This window comes from Actinomycetota bacterium (genome assembly GCA_030650795.1).
Classification (GTDB): Bacteria; Actinomycetota; Actinomycetes; order S36-B12; family S36-B12; genus UBA11398.
The window spans coordinates 250,257-274,570 of sequence record JAUSDJ010000002.1 but is presented as its reverse complement, the minus strand read 5'-3'; the positions used below and the strand labels follow the sequence as shown (position 1 = coordinate 274,570).

Genomic DNA, 24,314 nt, shown 5'->3' with positions numbered 1-24,314 from the left:
GAGTGTTCTGCTCTCCTGAGATTCGCTAGGCTCAGCCGCACTGCGTTTCCGTCGGATGGGCTTAGGAGCATGACGTGACAGTCAAGGTTGGCATCAATGGCTTTGGCCGCATCGGCCGAAATTTCTTCCGCGCTCTTCTGGACAGCAGTGCTGAGATCGAGATCGTGGGCATCAACGATCTCACCGACACAAAGACACTGGCTCATCTGCTGAAGTACGACAGCGTGCTCGGGCGAATTGGCGTGTCAGTTGTCGCCGGAGATGGCGAAATCACCGTTGACGGAAAGTCGATTCCGATCTTCAGCGAGCGCGATCCAGCTGACCTGCCTTGGGCAAAGGTCGGCGCGGAGATCGTGATCGAATCCACTGGATTCTTCACTGATGCCGAATCAGCTGGCAAGCACCTCGCCGCTGGCGCCAAGAAGGTCATTATTTCTGCGCCAGCCAAGGGTGAGGACATCACCATCGTCATGGGCGTAAACGACGATAAGTACGACCCGGCAGCGCACAACATCATCTCCAATGCTTCGTGCACGACAAACTGTTTGGCACCCATGGCCAAGGTGCTCGACGATGCCTTCGGCATAGAGCGCGGCATGATGACCACGATTCACGCATACACCAACGATCAGAAGATTCTCGACTTCCCGCACAGCGATCTGCGTCGTGCGCGTGCAGCTTCATTGAACATGATTCCGACCAGCACTGGCGCTGCTAAGGCCATCGGATTGGTAATGCCGCATCTGCTGGGCAAGCTCGATGGATACTCGATGCGTGTGCCAGTCCCAACGGGCTCAGCCACAGACCTCACTGTTGAGTTGAAGAAGCCGGCCACTCGCGAAGAGATCAATGCGGCCATGAAGGCTGCCGCCGATGGCCCCTTGAAGGGCATCTTGGAGTACACCGAGGATCCAATCGTCTCCACAGACATCGTCAACGATCCCGCTTCCTGCGTCTTTGATTCATTGCTCACCAACGTCAACGGCAACATGGTCAAGGTGCTGGGTTGGTACGACAACGAGTGGGGCTACAGCAATCGACTGATCGACCTCACCGCACTCGTCGGTTCGAAGCTCTAGGTCAGGCGATGCGCTCTCTCGACGACCTTTCGGTCGCCGGGCGAACTGTTCTGGTTCGCGCGGATTTCAATGTGCCCTTGGCCGATGGTCCCGACGGACCGGGCGACAGCAAGGTCATCACCGATGATGGGCGCATCACCGCAGCACTGCCCACGCTGAACTTTCTGCGCGCTGCAGGAGCCAAAGTTGTGCTGGTGGCGCACTTAGGTCGTCCAAAGGGCGCGGCAAGCCAGGACCTTGGATTGCAGCCCGTAGCTGATCGACTGAGTGAATTGCTCGATGCTGATGTCGAGATCGCCGATGACATCACCGGCCCGCACGCCCGGGCAATGGTGGCAGCCCTTAAGCCCGGCGATGTCTTGCTATTGGAGAACATCCGCTTTGACCCGCGCGAGACCAGCAAGGACTCGGCCGAACGTCTCGCACTTGCTCGGGAGCTGGCAGCCTTTGCGGACTTCTACGTGTCAGATGGTTTCGGCGTGGTGCATCGTGAGCAGGCCTCGGTCACCGAAGTCGCGCAATTACTGCCCAATGCGGCGGGACGTCTTGTTCACAAAGAGGCAACGATCTTCGGTGCCCTCTTGGCGCAACCGGCTCGGCCATACGTCGTTGTCCTGGGTGGCTCGAAAGTCAGCGACAAACTGGGAGTGATTGGCAACCTGCTAGGTCGGGTGGATCGACTCCTGATCGGCGGAGGCATGGCCTTCACTTTCCTTGCCGCGAAGGGTTTCTCAATCGGCGACTCTTTGCTCGAGGCTGAGCAAATCCCGACGGTGCAAGGCTTTATTGAACAAGCTGTGCGCGATGGCGTGGAGTTGGTGATTCCAACTGATGTTGTGGTCGCCGATGATTTCTCAGCTGAAGCCAATACCAAAGTCGTTGCTGTCACTGACATTCCAAATGGCTGGAAGGGATTGGACATCGGCCCAGCCACAACGGCGCAATTCGCAGGACTCATTGCCGATGCGGGCACAGTGGTCTGGAACGGACCGATGGGCGTCTTCGAGCTGGCACCTTTCGCAGCGGGCACGAGAGGTGTCGCCGAGGCAATGATTGCCAGCGACGCGATGACGGTCGTGGGCGGCGGGGATTCAGCAGCAGCTATTCGCCTCCTCGGCCTTGATGAAAGTGCCTTCTCGCACATCAGCACTGGCGGTGGAGCCAGCCTGGAATTCCTGGAGGGTAAAGAGCTCCCCGGTCTGAGCGTCCTGGAAGGGAACTGACATGGCAGCCAAAACTCGTCATCCACTCATTGCTGGCAACTGGAAGATGAACCTCAATCATTTTGAGGCTCTGGCACTTGTGCAGAAGTTAGCCTTTGCACTGACCGATGAAGATCTTGCTGCGGCTGAAGTTGTGGTGCTGCCACCGTTCACCGATCTGCGTTCTGTGCAAACGCTGATTGAAGGCGATAAATACGACATCAGCTACGGCGCGCAAGATGTCTCACAGCATGTAGCTGGCGCATTCACGGGCGAGATTTCTGCGAGCATGCTCGCGAAGCTTGGTTGCGCTTACGTGGCAGTTGGTCACAGTGAACGACGTCAGTATCACGCGGAGTCCGACTCTGTGGTGTACGCAAAGGCCCGGGCTGCAGTTACTGCTGACATCACTCCGATCGTGTGCGTCGGCGAGGGTTTGGAGATTCGCCAGGCCGGCAATGCAGTTCCGCATGTACTCGAGCAGGTGGACGGATCCCTTGGTGAGTTCTCTGCTGAGGAGGTCTCTGAACTGGTGATCGCCTACGAGCCAGTATGGGCAATTGGCACCGGCGAGGTCGCTACTCCAGACGATGCCCAAGAGGTCTGCCGGTCGATTCGCATTCGCGTGGGCGAAAAATGGGGTAGGAGCGCGGCAGAATCAGTTCGCATCCTCTACGGCGGCTCGGTCAAGAGTAGCAATATCGCCGGAATCATGGCCCGAGTCGATGTTGATGGAGTGCTCGTTGGGGGAGCGAGTTTGGATCCTGATGATTTCGTGGGAATCGTCAGGTATCGGCTGCACCCAGCTGAACTGACGGACTGATCTATACTGATGCTTTCACGTCGATACGGAGTTTGATTTGATCACCATCGTCACGATTGCCTTGGCTGTCGTGCTCATCATCACCAGCATTCTGCTGATCGTGTTGATCCTGCTGCATCGCGGCAAGGGTGGCGGTCTTTCCGATCTTTTCGGTGGTGGCGTGAGTTCGTCAATCGGTGGTTCCTCGGTTGCCGAGCGCAATCTTGACCGTATTACCGTGGCCCTGGGCTTGATTTGGGCTGCATCAATCGTTGGTGTTGGCCTGCTGGTCCGCACAGGCGTCTGACCACAACTCGATCATTCGCAGGAGGATTTCATGGCAGGTGGAAGCGCAATTCGCGGTAGTCGCGTCGGAGCTGGACCAATGGGCGAGGCCGAGCGTGGCGAAGCTGCTCCCCGTATCTGGATTTCCTTCTGGTGCTCGCGCAAGCATGAGTCGCGTCCAAGCTTCGCCTCAGATGCGGCTATTCCAGAATCGTGGGATTGTCCGCGGTGCGGCTTGCCTGCGGGTCCCGATAAGGACAACCCACCTGCTCCACCCAAGATCGAGCCATACAAGACCCACTTGGCCTACGTGAAAGAGCGTCGCTCTGATGTTGATGGCGCTGCCATCCTCGACGAAGCTCTGAACAAGCTTCGCGGAACCGCTTCCTAAAGTACTGCTCGGCCAACATCGTCTGGAAGTTCGGCCGCAGCTGCTTCATCCACCAAGAACAGCGTCTGCTGCAAGCCTTGCACCCCGCTTGCTGGTACTCGCAGCGGTTCAGCATTCGGCTCGCAGGAGAGCCGAATGGCCTCTGCCTTGCTTGACCCTGATGCGAGTACCCACGTGTGACGTGCTCGATTCAAGGTGTTCATGCTCAAGCTGACCCGAACTGGTGGTGGCTTCGGAGAGTTGTACACGGCCACGACCGGGCCATCGGCGAGCATCGCTGAATTCTCAGGGAAGAGCGAAGCAACGTGAGCGTCGGGACCGATGCCCAGCAAGAGCACATCGAATTCAGGAATATCGCCTTGCCCAGCCTCGATCAGCGACGTGGCATACGCAGCGGCAGCAGCCTCAACTGAATCCGAGCGATCCGGACCAGCCATGGCGTGCACGCGATCGGGAGGAATTGCCACATGGTCGATCAGTGCATCGCGCGCTCCGGTCTCATTTCGCTCAGCGTCACCTTCAGCCAAATACCGCTCATCGCCCCACCAAAGGTGGATCCGCTGCCAGTCGATCGCGGTGCCTGCAGGACTGGCCATCAATGCAGCTAGCACCGCTGTGCCAATGCCGCCTCCAGTGAGCACTACGTGCGCATCTCCCCGCTTGGATTGCGCGTCGACAACTCTGTCCACGAGTCGGCCAACGACGGCCTCGGCTAACGCATTGGCGTCCGGATGCCGAATGACTTCGCGATTGTTCACAAGCTGAGGTTGGAGATGACCTCGCCGTACATGTCATCGGGATCCAAGCGGCGCAAATCCTCCGCGAGCAAAGCCGAGACAGAACGTGGAGGCAGGGACAGATGGGCATCGACACGGCCAGGTCGCACGACAACAACTGTCTTGGCGTCAAAGCGAGTGATGGTCAATGGAGCCTGGTCCATATCGAGTTGTACGGACGTGACGCCCAACTTGTCATTCCAGACCGTCTCCACACTGCAGCCGAAGGATTGACCCAACCATGCGCCAAGGAGCGCCACGCTTGGATTGTCCTGCTCGCCTTCGACCCGCACGTGATGCACAGGTGAGCTTGGCTGATCGAAGCTGGAGGCCAGCACCGAGCGCCACTGCGTCAATCGCGCCCATGCAAGGTCGGTATCGCCTGGGATGTAGCCCCTTTTGCGGGTGGCCAGAGCAATCATGGGTTCGCGAACATTCCCCGAATCCGTGATGCGACGCTGAGCGTGGCGTCCGATCTTGCTGTCTGCAGGCACCTCCGGAGCCTCGCCTGGCCAGTACGCCACAACGGGCGTATCCGGAAGCAACAGGGGCACCGCTACCGAGTTTGCATACTCGGACAACTCTCCACGCAAGCGAAGAATCGCGACTTCGCCCGGGCCGTCATCGCCGCCAACGCTGATCATTGCGTCGAGTTGGGTGACGCGAGCATCGGGTCGAGCGATCAAGGTGATGATGCGCATCGGGTGCTGACGAGCGGTGGCAACGGCCGCAGCCGTGGCGTCGGCTTGGGATTCTTCGTCGGCCAGAATTAGCAAGGTCAAGACCATGCCAGTTGTGGGGGAGCCGAGTCGATGCCGTTCGGCGGTGATGGCAGCTGCAACATCGCCACCACTGGTGTTCTCCAGACGGATCATGGTCGCCTCCAAGCGCGGCCGTCGCGGCCAGCGATGTCGTATTGACTGTGAGGTCCCCATCCACCAGAGACATATTGATCGGGTTGGCCTTGTTCTGCCCAGAAGTCCAAGACCGGATCCAGAATTGTCCAGCCAAGCTCAACTTCAACGTGGCGTGGAAAGAGTGGCGGATCACCGATGAGCACATCGAGAATCAATCGTTCGTAGGCCTCTGGGCTGGACTCCACAAAAGTCTCCCCGTACTCGAAGTCCATCGTCACGTCTCGTACTTCGATTGTGGACGTGTCAGGAACCTTGGATCCAAAGCGAACGGTGATGCCTTCATCGGGCTGGATACGAAAAACGAGGGCATTGTTTCCCAGTTCATCGACTGCATCGGCGGCGAATGGCAGATGAGGTGCGCGCTTGAAGACCACGGCTACTTCGGTGACGCGACGGCCCAGACGCTTTCCAGTGCGAAGGTAGAACGGCACTCCTGCCCACCGGCGGTTGTCGACATCAACGCGTATCGCAGCGAAGGTTTCGGTGGTCGATTTTGGGTCGATGCCTTCCTCTTGGAGATAGCCAGGCACCTGGATGCCGCCTTGCCAGCCTGCCGCATACTGCCCGCGCACGGTGTAAGCGCCCAAGTCCTTGGGCAGTCGAATTGCTGAGAGCACCTTCTCCTTCTCCGCTCGCACTTGATCAGCTTCGAATGTGCCCGGCTCTTCCATGGCAGTGAGGGCGAGCAGTTGCAACAAGTGGTTCTGGATGACATCGCGAGCTGCGCCAATTCCGTCGTAGTAACTTGCTCGCCCGCCGATGCCGATGTCTTCAGCCATGGTGATCTGAACGTTGTCGACGTAGTTGCAGTTCCAGATTGGCTCAAACATCGCGTTGGCAAAGCGAACGGCGAGAATGTTCTGCACGGTTTCTTTGCCGAGGTAGTGGTCAATGCGGAATACCGAGCCGGTATTGAAGACCGACCCGACCAATTCGTTGAGCGCCTGTGCGGATTTCAGGTCATGGCCAAATGGCTTTTCGATCACCACTCGACGCCAGGCTTCGGGCTTGTCTTCTGCAAGACCGGAAGCTTTCAGGTGTTCGAGCACGACTGGAAATAGCCCCGGCGGGATCGACAGATAGAAGGCGTGATTTCCGCCAGTGCCACGTGTCTCGTCGAGCTCAGCAACGACCTTGGCCAGTTCTTGATACGCAGCTGCATCTCCGAGGTCGCCCTGCACGAATCGAATTCCTTCGCACAATTGCTGCCAAGTGTCCTCGTGGAATGGCGTGCGGGCATGTTCGCGGACAGCATCGTGCACAACCTGTGCGAAGTCCTCGTCCTCCCAATCTCGGCGAGCAAAACCAACCAGACTGAACCCAGGAGGAAGGAAGCCACGGTTGGCAAGGTCGTAGATGGCCGGCATCACCTTTTTGCGCGCCAAGTCGCCGGTGACGCCGAAGAGCACCATTCCGCAAGGTCCAGCGATGCGTGGAAGTCGCCGATCCTTGGGACTGCGTAAGGGGTTCGTCATCTTGTCCTCTGCGTGACTAGGAAATCAGATCCATGGCTGACTGAACAGTTGTGCGCAATTCTTCCCATGCGTCAATGAACTTCTTCACTCCCTCAACTTCAAGCTGGGAACACACAGCGGCCTGCTCAATGCCTAGCGCGCCCAGTGCTGACCAGATGGCCGCTGACTCAGGCGCTGTTCCTGTGACGGTGTCGCCCTTGAACTGACCATGATCATCGACCGCATCCAAGGTTGCCTCAGGCATGGTGTTCACACAATTGCGCACTGTCAGATCGATGACGTAGCGAGTGTCTTGGTATGCCGGGTCCTTCACGCCTGTCGACGCCCACAAGGGGCGCTGAGCGTTGGCACCCAGTGCAGCGAGAGCTGCCCATTCGTCACTGGAAGTGCGATGCTCAAAGGCGGCCCAAGCCATACGTGCGTTTGCGATGGCAGCCTTACCTCGCAGAGATTGAGCTTGTGCGGTGCCGAGAGCGTCAAGCTGTCGATCGACCTCGGTGTCCACGCGACTGACGAAGAAGGACGCGACTGAATGGATGCCAGCGAGGTCGATGCCCTTGGCCGAGGCTTGGCGCAGTCCTTTTTCATAGGCAGCGACAACGGTCTCGTAGCGATCCACTGCGAAGATCAGCGTGACATTGACGCTGATGCCGTGCGCGATGGTTGCCGTGATAGCGGGAAGCCCCTCGAGAGTTGCCGGAATCTTGATGAGCAGATTGGGTTGATCGATGAGTTCCCACAGTTGACGGGCCTGCTCGATTGTTCTGCTGGTGTCGTGTCCAAGTCGAGGATCGACTTCAATGGAGACGCGTCCATCAACGCCACCGCTTGATTGATAGACCGGCAGCATGACCTCGCAGGCGTTGCGCACATCGTCTGTGGTCAAACGCTGAATAACTTGGTCGACGTCCAGACCCTGCTTGGTCAAGTCCTTGAGATCGGCAGCGTAATCAGCGGCACCCTTAGAGATGGCGGATTCAAAGATCGATGGATTGGAGGTCACTCCACGCACGCACCTATCACGCACGAGAGCCGCGAGGCTGCCTGATGTGAGCCGTGACCGGCTGAGGTCATCGAGCCAGATTGATACGCCTGCATCGGTCAATTCTTGAAGTGCGGGTGTGGACATTGGCGTCTCCCTCGGTGTTGTCAGGCTGGATCGTGCAGAGATGCTTTCGCGGCCGCAATGACGGTCTCAACGGTGATCCCAAATTCAGTGAAGAGCACCTCCGCTGGCGCACTTGCCCCGAAGTGGTCGATGCCGATCACCCGTCCGCGATCCCCAACGTACTTCCACCAACCCAAGGTTGCCCCCGCTTCGACCGCAACGCGAGCACGAACACTTGGCAAAAGAACGGAGTCGCGGTACGCGGAGTCCTGCTCGTCGAACCACTCGGTGCAGGGCATTGAGATCACTCGGCTGGCGATTCCTTCTTTGAGGAGAGCCTCGTGCGCGCCCAAAGCCAACTGCACCTCAGAGCCAGTGCCGATCAACAAGATCTTCGGATCGGGGGCATCGGCGATGACATAGGCGCCCTTGCGAACACCCAGCATCGCGTCGACTTTGGAGACCAAGGTCGGCACGTTCTGGCGGGTGAGGACCAGGCCCACAGGACGACGCTGGGTCAAGATTGCGTGCCAAGCAGCGCCGGCCTCGTTGGCATCAGCAGGACGCACGACCGACAAGCCTGGAAGCGCGCGAAGACCCCACAACTGTTCGACTGGCTGATGGGTTGGACCATCCTCGCCCAGGCCGATCGAGTCATGCGTCCAGACAAAAGTCACTGGTGTCTGCATGACAGCGGCAAGGCGGACCGCGCCACGCATGTAGTCGCTGAAGATCAGGAAGGTGCCGCCGAAAGGTCGATTGAGGCCGCTGAGGGACATGCCGTTGAGTGCAGCTCCCATGGCATGCTCACGAATGCCGAAGTGCAGGATGCGGCCATACGGCGAAGCATCGGGCATCGTGGTTGACGCTGGCAGGAAACTCAAACCGCCTTCAATAGTGGTGTTGTTGGACTCGGCAAGATCCGCCGAGCCTCCCCAGAACTCCGGCATCACTGCCGCAATCGCATTGATCACTTCGCCAGAAGCCTTGCGAGTTGACGAGGAAGTACCAAGTTCCCAGCCGGGAATTGAGGAATCGAAGCCATCGGGCAGTTCGCCAGCCTGAATGCGATCGAGAAGCGCCGCCCTTGCCGGTTCTCTCGTGCGCCAATCAGCAAGCGCGCTTTGCCAGGTGGCACGTTCAACTGCAACGCGGGTCTGGAGTGTTGTGCGCACTTCCGACAGGACTTCTTCATCAAAGGCGAAGGAGACCGCAGGATCCAGCCCGAGTTCTGCCTTCGTCGCTGCTACCTCGTCTGCGCCCAGTGCCGCGCCGTGAGCTTTGCCCGTGTTGCGGGCATGCGGTGCGGGCCATGCGATCGTGGATCGCATGGCAATGAAGGTAGGTCGACCTTTTTCAGCCTTTGCAGCGGTGATCGCATCAGCCATGGCCGGCAGATCCACATTGCCATCTGGCAGGAAGTCCACAAAGTGCGTCGCGAATCCATAGGCCGCATAGCGAGCCACCACATCTTCTGTGAACGAGACTGCCGTGTTGCCTTCGATGGAGATGTGGTTGTCGTCCCAGATTACGGTGAGCTTGTCGAGAGCCTGAGTTCCGGCGATCGATGAAGCTTCGCCTGAGACACCCTCCTCCAGATCGCCATCCGAAACGATGACCCATACATGGTGATCAAAGGGGCTGCTGCCATCGGTAACGTCTGGGTCAAACAGGCCGCGCTCGAAACGAGCGCCCATAGCCATGCCCACGGCCGTGGCAAGACCATTGCCAAGTGGCCCGGTGGTGGTTTCAACGCCATTGGTATGGCCGTGCTCAGGGTGTCCAGGAGTCCGCGAACCGGTCTGACGGAACTGCTCAAGATCGGCCATCGTCAAGCCGTATCCACTGAGGAAGAGCTCGCTGTAGAGAGTCAGGCTCGAGTGACCGCAACTGAGGACGAATCTGTCCCGACCGATCCAATGGGGGTCGCTTGGGTCGTGACGCATGACTCGTTGAAAGAGCAGGTAGGCGATAGGGGCCAAGGCCATCGCGGTGCCGGGATGGCCGTTCCCGGCCTTTTGGACTGCGTCCATCGCGAGTGCGCGAAGGTAAGCAGTTGCACGATCATCTGTGGTTGACCACTCGAGGGCTTTCACAGGCGAAACCCTAGTGCGATCGGCACCACACTCGAGCCTGGAGTCCACGGCTAGGCTGGGCGGATGAGTATGGGTCTGCAGTTACCGGGGACTAGTCCTCGTGAGCGCATATTGGCGCATGTTGCACTGACCAAGCCGCGCATCGTTGAACTGCTTTTGGTGACCGCGGTGCCAACGATGTTCTTGGCCGCCAATGGGCTGCCCACTTTGCAGGCAACCATCGCTGTCCTGATCGGCGGAGCCTTGGCTGGCATGGGTGCCAACACGCTGAACAGCGTCTACGACCGCGACATCGATGCCCTTATGCACCGCACCGACAAGCGACCAGCGGCCATGGGCATCGTCAGCGTTCGAGCCGGGCTGTTTCAGGGCTTTGTGCTTAGCATCGCCAGCGCCTTCTTCCTGGCCTGGTGGACAAATCTGTTGGCAGCGGTGCTGGCACTGGTGGCGATAGCCGCGTACGCCGTTGGCTACACCATGGTGTTGAAGCGCCGCACAGCGCAGAACATCGTGTGGGGCGGAGCAGCGGGATGTATGCCAGTACTCATCGCGTGGTCAGCGGTGACGGGTTCACTCACCTGGACACCCGTGGTGCTGTTCCTCATCGTCTTCTTCTGGACTCCGCCGCACTATTGGCCGCTGGCGATGAAATACAAGGACGACTACGAGCGCGCAGGCATTCCAATGCTGCCGGTCTTGAAGTCTGCGGAGTTCGTCTGCGTGAGCATCGTCCGTTACAGCTGGGTGATGGTGCTTGTCTCGTTGGTGCTGATTCCAGTTGCGCACATGGGCCCGGTGTATTCAGCTTCGGCACTCATTCTTGGTGGCGTGTTCCTTTACGAGGCCTACCGTTTGCTCGGAGCAGCTCGGTGCAAGGCGGATGGAATCAACATCATTGCGATGCGACTGTTCCACTATTCAATCTCGTACTTGGCCCTGCTGTTTCTCGCGGTGGCGATCGATCCCTTTGTGTTCTAGGGCGAAGTAACCGAAGCACGTATGCGCTCGCTGGCGAGCACAATCAGTATTGCGATCCACATCAGCGCCGCACCCGTCACGTGCACCAAGGCAAGAGCAACCGGTAGCCCGGTGAAGTACTGGGTGTAGCCAATGCTTGCCTCAGCAACCGTGATCGCTACCAAGCTCCAGGTGGTCATGATCACCCGTCGAGGGGCGCGAGTGAGATATAGGGCAAACAAGAGTCCCGCCAAGAGCCCGATGAAGAGCAGAACAACATCTGCGTGGATCCACGAGATCGTCCGTGGATCCAGAGTGAACCGATTTTCCGCCTTGGCATCGCCACTGTGCGGACCGCTGCCGGTGACCAAGGTGCCGAGCACGACGACGACACCAGTCACCGCGACGAGCACCCAAGTGAGCACTCGTATCTCGTGACGCACGAGCAAGGTGATGGGGCCGTCACCTTCATCGTTGGCGCGAACCACCAGAGCGACAAGGCCCGCGACCAATCCCATCGAGAGCAGAAAGTGCAGTGAGACGGTGACTGGATTTAATCCGGTCAGAACCGTGATGCCGCCGAGAATTGCCTGGGCGACAGTGCCAAGGATCGGGATCGCGGCCAAGAGCAGCAGTATTCCGCGCTTTGGCCCCCCACGCGAGACTCGCGAACGTTGATCCAAGAACGCAGCGACAAGTGCTGCGATGGCCAGCAAGCCAAGGACGAATGTGAGCGAGCGATTGCCAAACTCGACGTACTTATGCCACTCCTGTTCCTGCCGAGCAACCGGAATGTACGAGCCGCTGACGCATTGCGGCCAAGTGGGACATCCGAGTCCGGAGCCAGTCAGACGCACCGTTGCGCCCGTGACGATGATCGCTCCCTGAGCCACGAGATTGGCGATGTAGATGCCGCGGGCCCTCGACCCGGACTTCGCAGACACTGACTGATCGATCACGGCTCCCATCGAAAGCTCCTGCGCGCTAGAACTACGCCGACCAGGGTCCACACAGCGAGAACGACAACCGCGAGTGCCGGGAAACTTCCGTTTTCCAGAGACTCACGCAGTCCATTTGCCAAGGCTGCACTTGGAAGAAGATCAATGACTGCCCCAACCGTTCCGGGCATCTGTGAGGTCGCCACTGCCACGCCGCCGAACATGATCAGCAGAAGAAAGAGTCCGTTGGCAATTGCGAGCACGGCTTCGGCCCGCAGAACTCCGGCGAGAACCATGGCCCATGATACCCAGGCCGCGGCAGCCAGGATCGCAACCAGCACGGCGGAAGGCAATCCGGTGAGAACGGGGTGCCAGGACAGCGCCAAGCCCAAAGCCACAATGACGGCAGCTGACATTGCGGTGAGAGCAGCTGTCGCCAGGAACTTTCCTGAGATGAGGTCAAGCCTGGTGAGGGGAGTGGTACCCAAGTAGCGAAGGGCACCTGATCTCCGTTCGAAGCCAGTGCCGATCGCCAAGGAGGTGAAGCAGGTGGCCATGATGCTCACGGCAAGCACGGTGGGAACTGCAGAGTTGATGCTCTTCGTCGAAAGGCCTGAGAAGCCAAGAGCAATCAGTAGCAGTACTGGCACCACAAACATCAGTAAGAGCTGTTCTCCGTTGCGAAGGAGCAGGCGAAGCTCCCAGCGCGCATGCGCGCGGATTCGCACGGACGCAGTTACTTGATTCATCGAGTCTCTGCCGTTGAGGTATCGATCAGGAGTTGTTCGAGAGTCCGATCACCAATGCCCAGTTCAGTGACCATTACGCCCTGTTTCGCACTCCATGCGGTGATGCGCGCCATGATGTCTGGCGTAGGCGTTCCGGAGACAACGTACCTTCCGGGTTGAGTTTCACGCACTTCGTAATTGGCGGGAAGCATTTGGGCAAGACCATGACAGTCAAGACCCAAGGGACCGCCGAAGGACAACGCGCTCTGGGTGCCTGTCAGTTCTGCGAGCGTGCCCTGCATCGCAACCTTGCCTTGAGACATCACAGTGATCGCATCAGCTAGATCCTCGACATCGGGAAGCATGTGGGTCGTCAGCACGATTGCTGCACCTGCGCTGCGTCGCTGCTTGAGCAGCTCGAGCAAATTGCGGCGCGCGAGTGCATCGAGTCCGGCGGTGGGCTCATCCAGGAAGAGCAACTCTGGACGGCCAAGTAGCGCTGCGGCGAGCTTGACTCGCTGTTGCTCACCCCCGGAGAGGCGGCGCGTTTGGGTGCGCGTGGATGGATCGATGCCGACGTCAGCAAGCAAAGTGCTGGGATCGCCCGTCTGTGGATAGAGCTTTGCGAGGTACTGCAGCCATTCCAAGGGTCGCGCCGTGGGGTAGAGCCCACCCGATTGCAGCATGACGCCCATCCGCGGGCGCACTTCAGCGGACGATGGCGGCAAGCCGAAGAGGCGAACCTGACCTGAATCGGGGCGTCGCAAATTGCATGCGACCTCGATGGTGCTGGATTTCCCGGCACCATTAGGCCCCAAAATTGCAGTGATCTGTCCGGATTCTGCAGAGAAATTCAGTCCGTCAACTGCCCGAAGCTCTTGGTATGTCACGACGAGATCGGAGATTTCGACCACTGGCACCCCATGAGCATAGGCAGGGGAGGGGGGCATCTGCCCCCCGGGTTTTGTCCTCCGACTTAATTACGCAACAATGGGGTTGTGAAATTCCCCGGAGAGGCCGCGGAGCGCGTAGCTCGCAGTCTGCTCGACCAGGGGCCGGCAACTCCGACCCAACTGGCCCAGCGGCTCGCACTCAGTTCTGCCGCAATACGCAAGTCACTTGCTGCCCTTGCTTCGGACGGACTCGTGAACGGTGCAGAGCGGGCGCCATATGGCCCAACTCCTGAGCGCCGTCGCGGACGTCCCAGTCAGATTTTCAGTCTGACTTCTAGTGGACATGCTGCGTTGAGTCAGGAATATGACGGATTGGCAATCGAAGCCCTTCGCTTCATCGCGCTGGAGCAAGGCCGTGCTGGAGTGTCGAAGTTTGCACGAGGCCGAGCCGACAAGTTGATCGCGGACATCGGTCCCGGCGGGCAAGAGCCAGTCGCAGTTCTTGAACTCCTTGCCCAAACCCTGACCGATGCTGGTTATGCAGCGTCCATCGAGCACACCAGCGATGGCGGTCACTCTGTGCAGCTGTGTCAGCACCACTGCCCAGTCGTCGATGCGTCGGCCGAATTTCCAGAACTTTGCGAAGCAGAAACTCAAGCCTTGAGCGAAGCCCTTGGCTTACACGTCACTCGTTTGGCCACCTTGGCCAAGGGCGATGGCGTGTGCACAACCGTGGTTCCACTCGTCCAGCGAAAGGCACTCGCATGAGCACAGAACAAGCGGCGACCATTGAAGAAATCGGTCGATATAACTTTGGCTGGCACGACCCGGACTCGGCCGGCACAAACGCGAGGCGCGGCCTGAGCGAAGAGGTTGTTCGCGACATCAGCGCCAAGAAGAACGAGCCTGAGTGGATGCTCGAAATGCGCTTGAAGGGCCTGCGCCTGTTCGACCGTAAGCCAATGCCGACCTGGGGCTCTGACCTCAGCGGTATCGACTTCAACAACATCAAGTACTTCGTGCGCTCCACAGAGAAGCAGGCCACCAGTTGGGAAGACTTGCCCGATGACATCAAGAACACCTATGACCGTCTCGGCATCCCTGAGGCAGAGAAGCAGCGACTGGTGGCTGGTGTAGCTGCGCAATATGAGTCTGAGGTGGTCTATCACAAGATTCGTGAGGATCTTGAGGAGCAGGGTGTGTTGTTCCTGGACACCGACACGGCCCTTCGCGAGCAGCCTGAAATGTTCAGGGAGTATTTCGGCACGGTCATCCCCGTTGGCGATAACAAGTTCGCTGCCCTGAACACTGCGGTGTGGTCTGGCGGATCATTTATCTACGTTCCCAAGGGCGTCCACGTTGAGATTCCTTTGCAGGCCTACTTCCGCATCAACACCGAGAACATGGGCCAATTCGAGCGGACGCTGATGATCATTGACGAAGGTGCTTACGTGCACTACGTCGAGGGCTGCACTGCCCCGATCTATTCGTCTGACTCTCTGCACTCCGCAGTCGTTGAGATCATCGTCAAGAAGGGCGGCCGTTGCCGTTACACGACGATTCAGAACTGGTCCAATAACGTCTACAACCTGGTGACCAAGCGCGCCGTTGCACATGAAGGCGCCACCATGGAGTGGGTTGACGGCAATCTTGGCTCCAAGGTGACGATGAAGTACCCAGCAGTGTGGTTGATGGGCGAACGCGCACATGGCGAGACTTTGTCCATCGCATTTGCTGGCGCTGGCCAGCATCAAGATGCCGGCTCAAAGATGGTGCACGCCGCACCTAACACCACTTCAAAGATTGTCTCGAAATCAGTTGCGCGAGGTGGTGGTCGTACCTCCTACCGCGGACTCGTGCAGATCAATGAAGGCTGCCACGGCTCCCGTGCCACAGTGAAGTGCGATGCGCTCCTGGTTGATGACGAGTCGCGTTCGGATACCTACCCCTATATCGACGTTCGCGAAGATGACGTGTCGATGGGCCATGAGGCCACTGTGTCAAAGATCAGTGACACCCAATTGTTCTATCTGATGTCGCGCGGAATGACCGAGGACGAGGCCATGGCCATGATCGTTCGCGGTTTCATCGAGCCAATCGCCCGTGAACTACCAATGGAGTACGCCTTGGAGCTCAACCGGCTCATAGAAATGCAGATGGAGGGCGCGGTCGGATGAGCGCAGTCACCACACCACCCCTGGATCTCTCTCCTCGGGTGCACTCCTTCAACGCCCTTGAGTTCAACGCGCCTACTGGTCGCGAGGAGGAATGGCGCTTTTCACCAGTCCAAGGTCTTCGCAAATTCTTTGTTGTCGACGAACAGGCCGGCAGCGTCATGGGCTCGGGATCGCCAGCATTGACTGTCATCCCGAATGCAGATATCCCTACTCGCGCGATTCCGTCTGATTTGCCCTCGGCAATCGCACGAACCGCTGTGAAGCAAGGCAATCTCATCGAGATTCCAGCTGAGGCTCAGTGGACCGAACCGATTGTCATTGATCTGACTTCGAGCGGAGCACTGGCCTACCAGCACGTGGAGATTGTCGCGGGGCCATTCAGCACAGCAACAGTCGTACTGCGCCAAATACTGACTGGTGATGTCAACGGAACCATCGCGGCAACTGTGGGTGATGGTGCACAGCTCACAGTCATCACGATTCTTGAAGGCGAGCTCACGCCTGCTTACGCAATGCACATGCCCGTGTTCGTCGGACGTGATGCGAGCTATGTCGGCGCGATGGCCGCGCTCGCTGGTGGCGCCGTGCGCATCAACTCCACAGTTGAGTACCTCTCGACTGGGGGTCGGGCTGAACTCTTGGGAGCCTTCCTCGCAGAGTCCGGTCAGCACATTGAGCAGCGCGTGTTTGTTCACCACGATCAGCCACATTGCACCAGCGACGTGCTCTACAAGGGCGCGTTAATGAGTCCCGGCGCACGCAGTGCCTGGATTGGCGATGTTCTGGTGCGCAAGCAGGCGATCGGAACAGACACCCACCAGGTCAACCGCAATCTGCTGCTCTCCGAAGGTTCGCGCGCAGACTCTGTCCCAAACCTTGAACTGGAAACCGGCGAAATCGTCAGAGCCGGACATGCCAGTGCCACGGGACGTTTCGACGATGAGCAGTTGTTCTACTTGCAGTCTCGTGGACTGCCGCTGGAACTGGCGCGGCAATTGGTCGTGCGCGGCTTCTTCGCTGAAGTCCTGAGCCGAATTGGCAACGTTGTCTGGCGGGAGACCTTGCTTGCCCAAATCTCTAATCGTCTCGGCATCGAATCACCGGATGGCGACCATGAGTGACTTTGTTCGGGTGGCCGATCTTGAAGAGATTCCGCAAGGGTCTGCTCTCAAGGTGATGGTCAACGACAAGCCAGTAGCCGTGGTCAATACCAAAGAAGGCGTCTTCGCCGTCTCGGATATCTGCTCTCATGCCGACGTTTCCCTGGCTGAGGGCGATGTCTTTGACTGCACGATCGAATGCTGGCTGCACGGATCGCAATTTGACTTGCGCACCGGCCTGCCCTTGAGCCCCCCGGCAGTTGCCCGGGTCGACACCTATGAAGTACGCCTTATTGATGTGGGTGCCAGCACCCAAGTCGAAATCTCTACCGAACCGCAACCTTGGATAGCCGAAGAAAGGCCCTCAGCATGAGCTCACTCGTGATCACCAACCTCCACGCACAGGTGGAGACCGATCTTGGACCCAAGGACATCCTGCGTGGGGTGGATCTGACAGTGGATTCCGGTCACACTCATGCCGTGATGGGCCCCAATGGTTCGGGCAAGTCAACTCTGGCCTATGTCATCGCCGGTCATCCGCGCTACATCGTCACCGAAGGATCCATCACCCTTGACAGTGTCGATGTGCTGTCCATGACCGTTGATCAGCGGGCGCGCGCTGGCCTGTTCCTGGCCATGCAGTACCCGGTCGAGGTGCCGGGAGTCTCGGTGGCCAACTTCCTGCGCACTGCCGTCACCGCTGTTCGCGGAGAAGCCCCAAAGCTGCGTACGTGGATCAAGGAGTTGAAGGAAGCCATGGCGGCTATCTCAATGGATCCTTCCTTCGCTGAGCGCAACCTGAATGAAGGATTCTCCGGCGGTGAGAAGAAGCGCCTCGAAATCTTGCAGTTGAGCTTGCTGCGTCCAAAGATCGCGATCCTCGACGAGACAGATTCTGGACTCGATGTTGATGCTCTGCGCGTCGTTGCCGAAGGCGTCAACAGATTCCGCGAAGAGACTGGCGCGGGCACCTTGTTGATCACTCACTACACGCGCATCCTGCGGTACATCGCTGCCGATGTCGTGCACGTGTTCTCTGACGGTCGCATCGTCGAAACAGGTGGACCGGAACTCGCAGACGTACTCGAAGCCGATGGCTACGAGCGATTCACCTCGGTCACAAGGAGCAGCTGACCAAGTGTTTGACGTGCAGGCCGTCAAGGCAGATTTCCCAATCCTGGCTACCACTGTTCATGGTGGCCAGAAATTGGTGTATCTGGATAGTGGCGCAACCTCGCAGAAGCCTCTGTGCGTTCTGGATGCTGAGCGGTCGTACTACGAAGAGTCCAATGCGGCCGTCCACAGAGGTGCGCATGCTCTGGCCGAGGCCGCAACGGAAGCCTTCGAACTGGCTCGCCGTTCGATCGCGAAATTCGTCGGCGCTCAAGCTCACGATCTTGTCTTCACTAAGAATGCGACCGAGGGCCTGAACCTTGCGGCCTATGCATTCTCAAACGCCACGGCGATTGCCCAATGGGATGCCGCCTCGGTTGACCCGCGATTCGTATTGAAGCCCGGGGATTCTGTCGTCGTCACTGAAATGGAGCACCACTCGAATCTGGTGCCGTGGCAGGAGCTGTGCCGAAAGACTGGCGCCACCCTTCGTTGGATTCCCTTGACGGAGGAGGGTCGCCTCGATTTGAGTGGACTCGAATACATCATCGACGAAACTACGCGCGTCGTCAGCGTGGTGCACCAGTCGAACATCCTTGGCACCGTCAATCCCGTGCGTTTGATCATGGATCGAGCACACGAAGTGGGAGCGATCGGTGTCGTTGACGCTTGCCAGTCCATTCCGCATATGCCCGTGAACATCGATGAGGTCGGCGCAGATCTGCTCGCCTGGAGTGGCCACAAGATGCTCGGCCCTACCGGCATCGGTTGCCTGTGGGGAACCGCTGATGTGCTCAGTTCGATGCCGCCCTTTCTTTCAGGCGGCTCGATGATCGAGCTGGTGCAGATGGACGCCACCACCTTTGCTGCGCCCCCGCAGCGCTTCGAAGCAGGCACGCCCGTTGTCGCTCAGGCAGTAGCGCTGAGTGCTGCCGTGCGATACCTCGACAAACTCGGCATGGTGAATGTTGCGGCGCACGAACATGCATTGGCTGGCTATACACTCGACGGCCTGAGCAAGCTTGATGGCGTTCGTGTCATCGGACCTACCTCCAATGTCGATCGCGGAAGCGCCATCTCCTTCGTGGTCGAAGGCTTACATCCGCATGATGTTGGTCAAGTACTGGATAGCAGAGGAGTGGCTGTCCGTGTTGGTCACCACTGTGCATGGCCCACTTGTCGTCGCTTCGGTGTGCCTTCAACCACGCGCATCTCGCCATACATCTATAACGATGAGTCAGACATTGATGCGGCACTTGAGGGCATCGTGGCCGCACAGGCCTATTTCGGGGTGAAGTGATGGAATTGGATTCCCTGTATCAAGAGATCATTCTTGATCACTACAAGCACCCTCGTGGCAGAGGATTACTTGAGCAGCCTCTTGGCAGTGCGCATCATGTGAACCCAACTTGCGGTGACGAAATCACTGTCCAGGTCTCGAAAAATGCCGATGGCGGACTTGAAATCGGCTACGAGGGCCAGGGCTGCTCTATCTCACAGGCAAGCGCGAGTGTGCTGACTGAATTGCTGACCGGTCATTCTGTCGCCGATAGTCAGGCGGCCCGATTGGCCTTCATCGAGTTGATGCACGCTCAGGGTCAAAGCGAGCCCGATGAAGAAGTTCTGGGCGATGCAGTCGCATTTGCCGGAGTTGCGAAGTTTCCCGCAAGGGTGAAGTGTGCGCTCTTGGCTTGGATGGCTCTTCAAGACGCAGAAATCAAGGCCGGCTTGCTAAGTGAAGGAGAGGGATGATGAACGTAGCCACGGAGGACGATGTCCTGGAGGCCATGCGCGATGTCGTGGACCCTGAGCTTGGCATCAATGTCGTTGATCTCGGCCTCATCTACGGCGTGAGCGTGGACGACTCGAATACTGCCACCGTCAACATGACGCTGACCTCGGCAGCCTGTCCGCTTACCGATGTCATCGAGGATCAGATGAGGGCTGCACTGACCCCAGTCGTTTCAGATTTCCGAATCAATTGGGTGTGGATGCCACCGTGGGGCCCAGACAAGATCACCGACGATGGGCGCGACATGCTGCGCTCGCTCGGGTTCAACGTGTGAACGCTCACGAATGATTGTTGCTACCGATATTGAATTGCGGGCAGGTGCGCAACTGTTGCTCGGGCCGGCCAGTTTTCGCATTGGTCGAGGTGACCGCGTTGGTCTTGTAGGCCGAAACGGGGCCGGTAAGACGACGTTGACCAAGGCCCTGGCAGGGGAGACCCTGCCTGCACAGGGCGCGGTTCATGCAACCGGCAGCGTCGGATACCTGCCGCAGGATCCGAGGTCTGGTGATCCGCTCGAATTGGCTAGGGATCGCATTCTCAGTGCTCGAGGTCTGCAGGATGTGCTGCGCAGGATGCATGAGACGTCCATGCAGATGGACACCACGGATCCTGATGAACGCGATCGCATCGTGGCTCGCTACGCGCGCGCCGAGGCCGAATTTGAAGGCTTGGGAGGCTATGCGGTCGAGTCACAGGCAGCGACAATTGCGGCCTCAGTCGGGCTGGATGATCGAATCCTGGGGCAGCCGCTGGGCACTCTTTCTGGTGGGCAGCGGCGGCGGGTGGAGTTAGCGCGCATTTTGTTCAGCGGCGCCGAAGTACTGCTACTCGATGAGCCGACGAACCACTTGGATGCCGATTCCATTCGCTGGCTGCGCAAGTTCCTGTCGAACTATGACGGCGGCTTCATTGTGATCAGCCACGACACCGATCTCCTGTCCGACACCGTCAATCGGGTCTGGCATCTGGATGCCAATCGGCGTGAGATTGACATCTACACAATGGGCTGGGAGGCCTATCAGACTGCCCGCGAGACAGATGAGCGCCGCCGCAAGCGCGAGCGTCGCAATGCCGAGCAGCAGGCTGAGACTTTGAAATTCCAAGCCAACCGGATGCGCGCCAAGGCGTCCAAGGCCACTGCAGCACAGAACATGCTGCGCCGCGCTGAGGCCCTGCTCGAGGGAGTTGAAGGCGCCCGGGTGTCCGACAAGGTCGCCAAGCTGCGGTTCCCGACACCCAAGCCCTGCGGGCGCGTTCCCCTTACCGCCCAAGGGCTCTCGCGCAGTTATGGATCACTTGAGGTCTTCACCGACGTCGACCTAGCCATCGACCGCGGCTCGCGGGTGGTCATTCTTGGGCTGAATGGTGCCGGAAAGACAACTCTGCTCCGCATTCTGGCTCAAGTGGATGTACCGAACACTGGTGAAGTCCGGCCAGGGCATGGTGCTGTCATCGGCTACTACGCCCAGGAGCACGAGACTTTGGATCCCACGGCCACGGTGCTTGAAATGATGAAGCGCAATTCGCCGGATCTGGACGACACCAGGCAGCGCACGGTGTTGGGATCCTTCCTTTTCAGTGGTGATGATGTCGACAAGCCCACTGCTGTGCTTTCCGGTGGCGAGAAGACTCGGCTGGCTTTGGCCTGCTTGGTGGTTTCGGGTGCCAATGTTCTGCTGCTAGATGAACCCACGAACAACCTTGATCCAGCAAGTCGGGAAGAAGTCCTCACTGCATTACGTTCGTTCGAGGGGGCGGTGGTGCTTGTCACGCATGATCCAGGTGCAGTGTTCGCACTGGATCCTGAACGAGTGCTGCTGCTGCCCGATGGCGATGAGGACCACTGGAATGCCGACTACGCGGACCTCGTCGAACTTGCGTAGAGGATTGAGGTTTCATGAGTAACCACAGCGTGTGGATGACGATGCGCTCGATGTCGAGCGACCGCGAAGTGCTCAAGCGTGAGCTGCGTCAGGGTTTGGTTCGCAGAATTTTGAGTTATGCGCGGCCATACCGAGTCATCGTTGTTTTGCTGCTCATCACACTGATGCTGGCTGCACTGCTGACTGTGGCTCAGCCGCTGCTCTTCCGACGCATCATCGACGACGGCGTTTCTGTGGGCGACTCGCAGGTGGTCACGGTGACGGCCTTGATCATCGCGGGATTAGCGATTCTCGATGCCGCTCTGGGTCTTGTCACTCGTTGGTTCTCAGCGCAAATTGGCGAAGGACTCATCTTCCACTTGCGCACTGAGGTCTTTGATCACGTGCAGCGTCAGTCGATTGCATTCTTCACGCGAGCACAGACTGGTGCGCTCATCTCACGGTTGAACAGCGATGTCATCGGCGCTCAGCAGGCTTTCACCTCAACACTCAGCGGAGTGGTCGGCAATCTCATCGCCTTGACGATCGTTCTCGTCACGATGTTCTTGCTGTCCTGGCAGGTCACAATCTCGGCTCTCATACTCGTGCCTGTCTTTTTGCTGCCTGCGCGGTGGATGGGTCGCAAACTGCAGCAGCTCACTCGTGATCAGATGCGCTTGAACGCCGACATGGCCAACCAGATGTCAGAGCGCTTCAATGTTGCTGGCGCGCTGCTCGTCAAACTCTTCGGACGTCCAGACGAGGAGGCGGACAGCTTCTCCGGAAAGTCAGCCAGGGTTCGCGATATCGGCATCAAAATGGCGATGGCCAACCGCTGGTTCTTCTCTGCGCTCTCGCTCACAGCCGCACTCGCAACGGCTGTGGCCTATGGCCTGGGTGGCAACTTGGTGATCAGCGGTGTCCTGACTTTGGGGACTCTCTTGGCCCTGGTCGGTTTACTGGCCCAGCTCTATGGCCCGCTCACAGCGCTGTCCAATGTTCGGGTGGACATCATGACCGCATTGGTCTCCTTCGAGCGAGTGTTCGAAGTTCTTGATCTCAGCCCCTCTGTATTGGATCCGATCAATCCGATCCCACTTCCGCCGGGCCCACTCTCGTTGACCTTCGACGAGGTTTCCTTCACCTATCCCACTGCGCGTCAGGTGTCGCTGGCCTCGCTTGAGTCAGTGGCTCGTAAAGAGGAATTCTTCGAGAACGTTCCTGTGCTGACCGGTATGTCCTTTGTGGTGCCAGCAGGCAGTTTGACGGCAGTGGTGGGTCCTTCAGGTGCGGGAAAAAGCACCTTGAGTTCGCTTATCACTCGCCTGTACGACGTCAGTTCCGGCACTATCTGCGTCGGCGGAGTCGATGTGCGTGATGTTCGTCAATCAGACCTGCAAGCGGGCCTCGGCGTCGTCACTCAAGATGCCCACCTCTTTCACGACACCATCGGCGCAAACCTTCGGTACGCCTACCCGCAGGCCACCGATGAAGAGTTGTACGCAGCCTGCGAGGCCGCACAGATCGCAGATCTCATTCACGCATTGCCCAATGGCTTCAACACCGTAGTAGGCGATCGTGGTCATCGGCTTTCTGGCGGCGAGAAACAGCGCATTGCGCTGGCGCGAGTTCTGCTCAAGAGTCCACGTCTGCTCATCTTGGATGAGGCGACCGCCCACCTGGATAGCGAAAGCGAAGCGGCCGTACAGCGGGCACTGGATAATGCCCTGGTTGGTCGCACTTCAGTGGTGATTGCCCACCGACTCTCAACTATCCGCAATGCCGATCAGATTCTTGTCGTCGCCGATGGCCGCATTGTGGAACGCGGAACACATGACGAATTGCTCATGCTCGAAGGACTCTACTCAGATCTCTATCGCACGCAGTTCACGATGACGTCGTAATCTTCTCTTTGATTCGAGCATCATCTCTAGCTTCGCGTCGCAGGAATATGAACCATCCGGCCAGCCCAACTGCGGCGAAGAGCAACCATTGCACGGCGTATGAAATGTTCTGGCCTTCATCAATCTCTGGGGCTGGAACGGCCGTGAGTGCGGTTTGCGCTGGTGAGACCAGTTGCAGATAGCCTGGAGCTGATTGGCTAATCGGCAGCACTTCAGGTGCCACTGCAGGAATCATTCCGATTGGCAGGCCTTCAAGATCTGACGCTGAGGCAACTTCGAAATTACGCCAGTCGCCAACGATCGACTGGGTGCCACCGGGTGCCGAAGGAATCAGTGGCATGACCGTCGCAGCGCCCTTGGCTTGAAACCAGCCGCGATTGACCCAGATGGTTGATCCGCTTTGCGCGGTGAAAGGAGTCATCACCCAAAAGCCATTGGTGCCGTTGAGTGGTCGCTTGCGCACCACTACTTGATTGGTGCCGTCGAATTCTCCGGTTACCGTGTACCGGCTCCACTCAACAGCCTCGCGGAGTCGAGCATTTGTCGGAAGCGGTGTGGGAGTGACGATGGTGGCTGCCTCGAGTGCGAGGCGTTCTTGCCTCTTGAACTCAGCTCGACTCCATTGCCAATGGCTCAACAAGCCAAAAGCGATGATCGTGAAGATTACGAGGCAGGTGAAACTGATCCATCGACGTGTTCGAAGAAGCGCAAGCACAGCG

Annotated in this window: 25 protein-coding genes; 16 read left to right on the top strand and 9 right to left on the bottom strand. The window is 58.5% G+C overall.

What is annotated here, in order from left to right:
• Positions 1-74 precede the first annotated feature (74 nt).
• From gap to Q7L55_01370, 5 genes are read left to right on the top strand one after another with little or no spacing between them, the layout of a single operon-like run.
• Positions 75-1,079: a type I glyceraldehyde-3-phosphate dehydrogenase gene (gap, locus tag Q7L55_01390; protein ID MDO8731222.1), complete on the top strand. Its 1,005-nt coding sequence runs from the start codon at positions 75-77 to the stop codon at positions 1,077-1,079.
• An 8-nt stretch (positions 1,080-1,087) separates the two neighbouring features.
• The gene (locus Q7L55_01385; GenBank protein MDO8731221.1) at positions 1,088-2,302 is read left to right on the top strand and encodes a phosphoglycerate kinase; all 1,215 of its coding nucleotides are present in this window, start codon (positions 1,088-1,090) and stop codon (positions 2,300-2,302) included.
• Position 2,303: 1 nt separating this feature from the next.
• Positions 2,304-3,104 carry a triose-phosphate isomerase gene (gene tpiA / locus Q7L55_01380; GenBank protein MDO8731220.1) on the top strand — a complete coding sequence of 267 codons (801 nt, stop codon included), beginning with the start codon at positions 2,304-2,306 and terminating at the stop codon, positions 3,102-3,104.
• A gap of 37 nt (positions 3,105-3,141) precedes the next feature.
• Complete coding sequence (gene secG, locus Q7L55_01375) at positions 3,142-3,390, top strand: preprotein translocase subunit SecG (protein ID MDO8731219.1); 249 nt, start codon at positions 3,142-3,144, stop codon at positions 3,388-3,390.
• Between the two features lie 30 nt (positions 3,391-3,420).
• Positions 3,421-3,759 carry an RNA polymerase-binding protein RbpA gene (locus tag Q7L55_01370; GenBank protein MDO8731218.1) on the top strand — a complete coding sequence of 113 codons (339 nt, stop codon included), beginning with the start codon at positions 3,421-3,423 and terminating at the stop codon, positions 3,757-3,759.
• Here the strand turns inward: Q7L55_01370 and pgl are convergent.
• The 5 genes from pgl to tkt are packed head-to-tail and all read right to left on the bottom strand — an operon-like array spanning position 3,756 to position 10,131.
• Entirely contained in the window at positions 3,756-4,517 is a 762-nt protein-coding gene (gene pgl, locus Q7L55_01365) for a 6-phosphogluconolactonase (GenBank protein MDO8731217.1), read from the bottom strand. The two genes, Q7L55_01370 and pgl, sit on opposite strands and share 4 nt — an antisense overlap.
• A complete protein-coding gene (locus tag Q7L55_01360; protein MDO8731216.1) occupies positions 4,514-5,410 on the bottom strand; it encodes a glucose-6-phosphate dehydrogenase assembly protein OpcA in 897 nt (298 codons plus the stop codon). The genes pgl and Q7L55_01360 overlap by 4 nt, the downstream gene beginning before the upstream one ends.
• Positions 5,407-6,927: a glucose-6-phosphate dehydrogenase gene (gene zwf / locus Q7L55_01355; GenBank protein MDO8731215.1), complete on the bottom strand. Its 1,521-nt coding sequence runs from the start codon at positions 6,925-6,927 to the stop codon at positions 5,407-5,409. Before zwf ends, Q7L55_01360 begins: the two co-directional genes overlap by 4 nt.
• 16 nt (positions 6,928-6,943) lie before the next feature.
• The gene (gene tal / locus Q7L55_01350; protein ID MDO8731214.1) at positions 6,944-8,056 is read right to left on the bottom strand and encodes a transaldolase; all 1,113 of its coding nucleotides are present in this window, start codon (positions 8,054-8,056) and stop codon (positions 6,944-6,946) included.
• A 20-nt stretch (positions 8,057-8,076) separates the two neighbouring features.
• Entirely contained in the window at positions 8,077-10,131 is a 2,055-nt protein-coding gene (gene tkt, locus Q7L55_01345; protein ID MDO8731213.1) for a transketolase, read from the bottom strand.
• A gap of 63 nt (positions 10,132-10,194) precedes the next feature.
• Between tkt and Q7L55_01340 the strand changes: the two genes are divergently transcribed.
• Positions 10,195-11,109 (top strand): heme o synthase, encoded by a 915-nt coding sequence (locus Q7L55_01340; GenBank protein MDO8731212.1) that lies wholly within the window; start codon positions 10,195-10,197, stop codon positions 11,107-11,109.
• On the opposite strand, the gene Q7L55_01335 is transcribed toward Q7L55_01340, so the two are convergent.
• Genes Q7L55_01335 through Q7L55_01325 form a run of 3 tightly spaced genes read right to left on the bottom strand, consistent with a single transcriptional unit; the run spans position 11,106 to position 13,674 of the window.
• Complete coding sequence (locus Q7L55_01335; protein MDO8731211.1) at positions 11,106-12,056, bottom strand: COX15/CtaA family protein; 951 nt, start codon at positions 12,054-12,056, stop codon at positions 11,106-11,108. The two genes, Q7L55_01340 and Q7L55_01335, sit on opposite strands and share 4 nt — an antisense overlap.
• Positions 12,044-12,775: an ABC transporter permease gene (locus Q7L55_01330; protein MDO8731210.1), complete on the bottom strand. Its 732-nt coding sequence runs from the start codon at positions 12,773-12,775 to the stop codon at positions 12,044-12,046. Before Q7L55_01330 ends, Q7L55_01335 begins: the two co-directional genes overlap by 13 nt.
• Entirely contained in the window at positions 12,772-13,674 is a 903-nt protein-coding gene (locus Q7L55_01325) for an ABC transporter ATP-binding protein (GenBank protein MDO8731209.1), read from the bottom strand. Before Q7L55_01325 ends, Q7L55_01330 begins: the two co-directional genes overlap by 4 nt.
• 78 nt (positions 13,675-13,752) lie before the next feature.
• Here Q7L55_01325 and Q7L55_01320 point away from each other — a divergent pair, with 78 nt between their 5' ends.
• Genes Q7L55_01320 through Q7L55_01275 form a run of 10 tightly spaced genes read left to right on the top strand, consistent with a single transcriptional unit; the run spans position 13,753 to position 23,595 of the window.
• Positions 13,753-14,415, top strand: coding sequence for a transcriptional regulator (locus Q7L55_01320; GenBank protein MDO8731208.1), 663 nt, complete (start codon positions 13,753-13,755; stop codon positions 14,413-14,415).
• Positions 14,412-15,824 (top strand): Fe-S cluster assembly protein SufB, encoded by a 1,413-nt coding sequence (sufB, locus tag Q7L55_01315; GenBank protein ID MDO8731207.1) that lies wholly within the window; start codon positions 14,412-14,414, stop codon positions 15,822-15,824. The genes Q7L55_01320 and sufB overlap by 4 nt, the downstream gene beginning before the upstream one ends.
• On the top strand, positions 15,821-16,945 hold the full coding sequence (locus tag Q7L55_01310; GenBank protein ID MDO8731206.1) for a SufD family Fe-S cluster assembly protein: 1,125 nt from the start codon (positions 15,821-15,823) through the stop codon (positions 16,943-16,945). The genes sufB and Q7L55_01310 overlap by 4 nt, the downstream gene beginning before the upstream one ends.
• Positions 16,938-17,297, top strand: coding sequence for a non-heme iron oxygenase ferredoxin subunit (locus Q7L55_01305; protein MDO8731205.1), 360 nt, complete (start codon positions 16,938-16,940; stop codon positions 17,295-17,297). Before Q7L55_01310 ends, Q7L55_01305 begins: the two co-directional genes overlap by 8 nt.
• Positions 17,294-18,058 (top strand): Fe-S cluster assembly ATPase SufC, encoded by a 765-nt coding sequence (gene sufC / locus Q7L55_01300; GenBank protein MDO8731204.1) that lies wholly within the window; start codon positions 17,294-17,296, stop codon positions 18,056-18,058. Before Q7L55_01305 ends, sufC begins: the two co-directional genes overlap by 4 nt.
• A 4-nt stretch (positions 18,059-18,062) precedes the next feature.
• Positions 18,063-19,337, top strand: coding sequence for a cysteine desulfurase (locus Q7L55_01295; protein MDO8731203.1), 1,275 nt, complete (start codon positions 18,063-18,065; stop codon positions 19,335-19,337).
• The gene (locus tag Q7L55_01290) at positions 19,337-19,789 is read left to right on the top strand and encodes an SUF system NifU family Fe-S cluster assembly protein (protein ID MDO8731202.1); all 453 of its coding nucleotides are present in this window, start codon (positions 19,337-19,339) and stop codon (positions 19,787-19,789) included. Before Q7L55_01295 ends, Q7L55_01290 begins: the two co-directional genes overlap by 1 nt.
• Positions 19,789-20,103, top strand: coding sequence for a metal-sulfur cluster assembly factor (locus Q7L55_01285; GenBank protein ID MDO8731201.1), 315 nt, complete (start codon positions 19,789-19,791; stop codon positions 20,101-20,103). Before Q7L55_01290 ends, Q7L55_01285 begins: the two co-directional genes overlap by 1 nt.
• A 10-nt stretch (positions 20,104-20,113) precedes the next feature.
• Entirely contained in the window at positions 20,114-21,712 is a 1,599-nt protein-coding gene (locus tag Q7L55_01280) for an ABC-F family ATP-binding cassette domain-containing protein (GenBank protein ID MDO8731200.1), read from the top strand.
• A gap of 14 nt (positions 21,713-21,726) precedes the next feature.
• The gene (locus tag Q7L55_01275) at positions 21,727-23,595 is read left to right on the top strand and encodes an ABC transporter ATP-binding protein (GenBank protein MDO8731199.1); all 1,869 of its coding nucleotides are present in this window, start codon (positions 21,727-21,729) and stop codon (positions 23,593-23,595) included.
• Here Q7L55_01275 and Q7L55_01270 read toward each other — a convergent pair.
• A complete protein-coding gene (locus tag Q7L55_01270; GenBank protein ID MDO8731198.1) occupies positions 23,579-24,310 on the bottom strand; it encodes an SURF1 family protein in 732 nt (243 codons plus the stop codon). The genes Q7L55_01275 and Q7L55_01270 overlap by 17 nt on opposite strands.
• Positions 24,311-24,314: the final 4 nt, after the last annotated feature.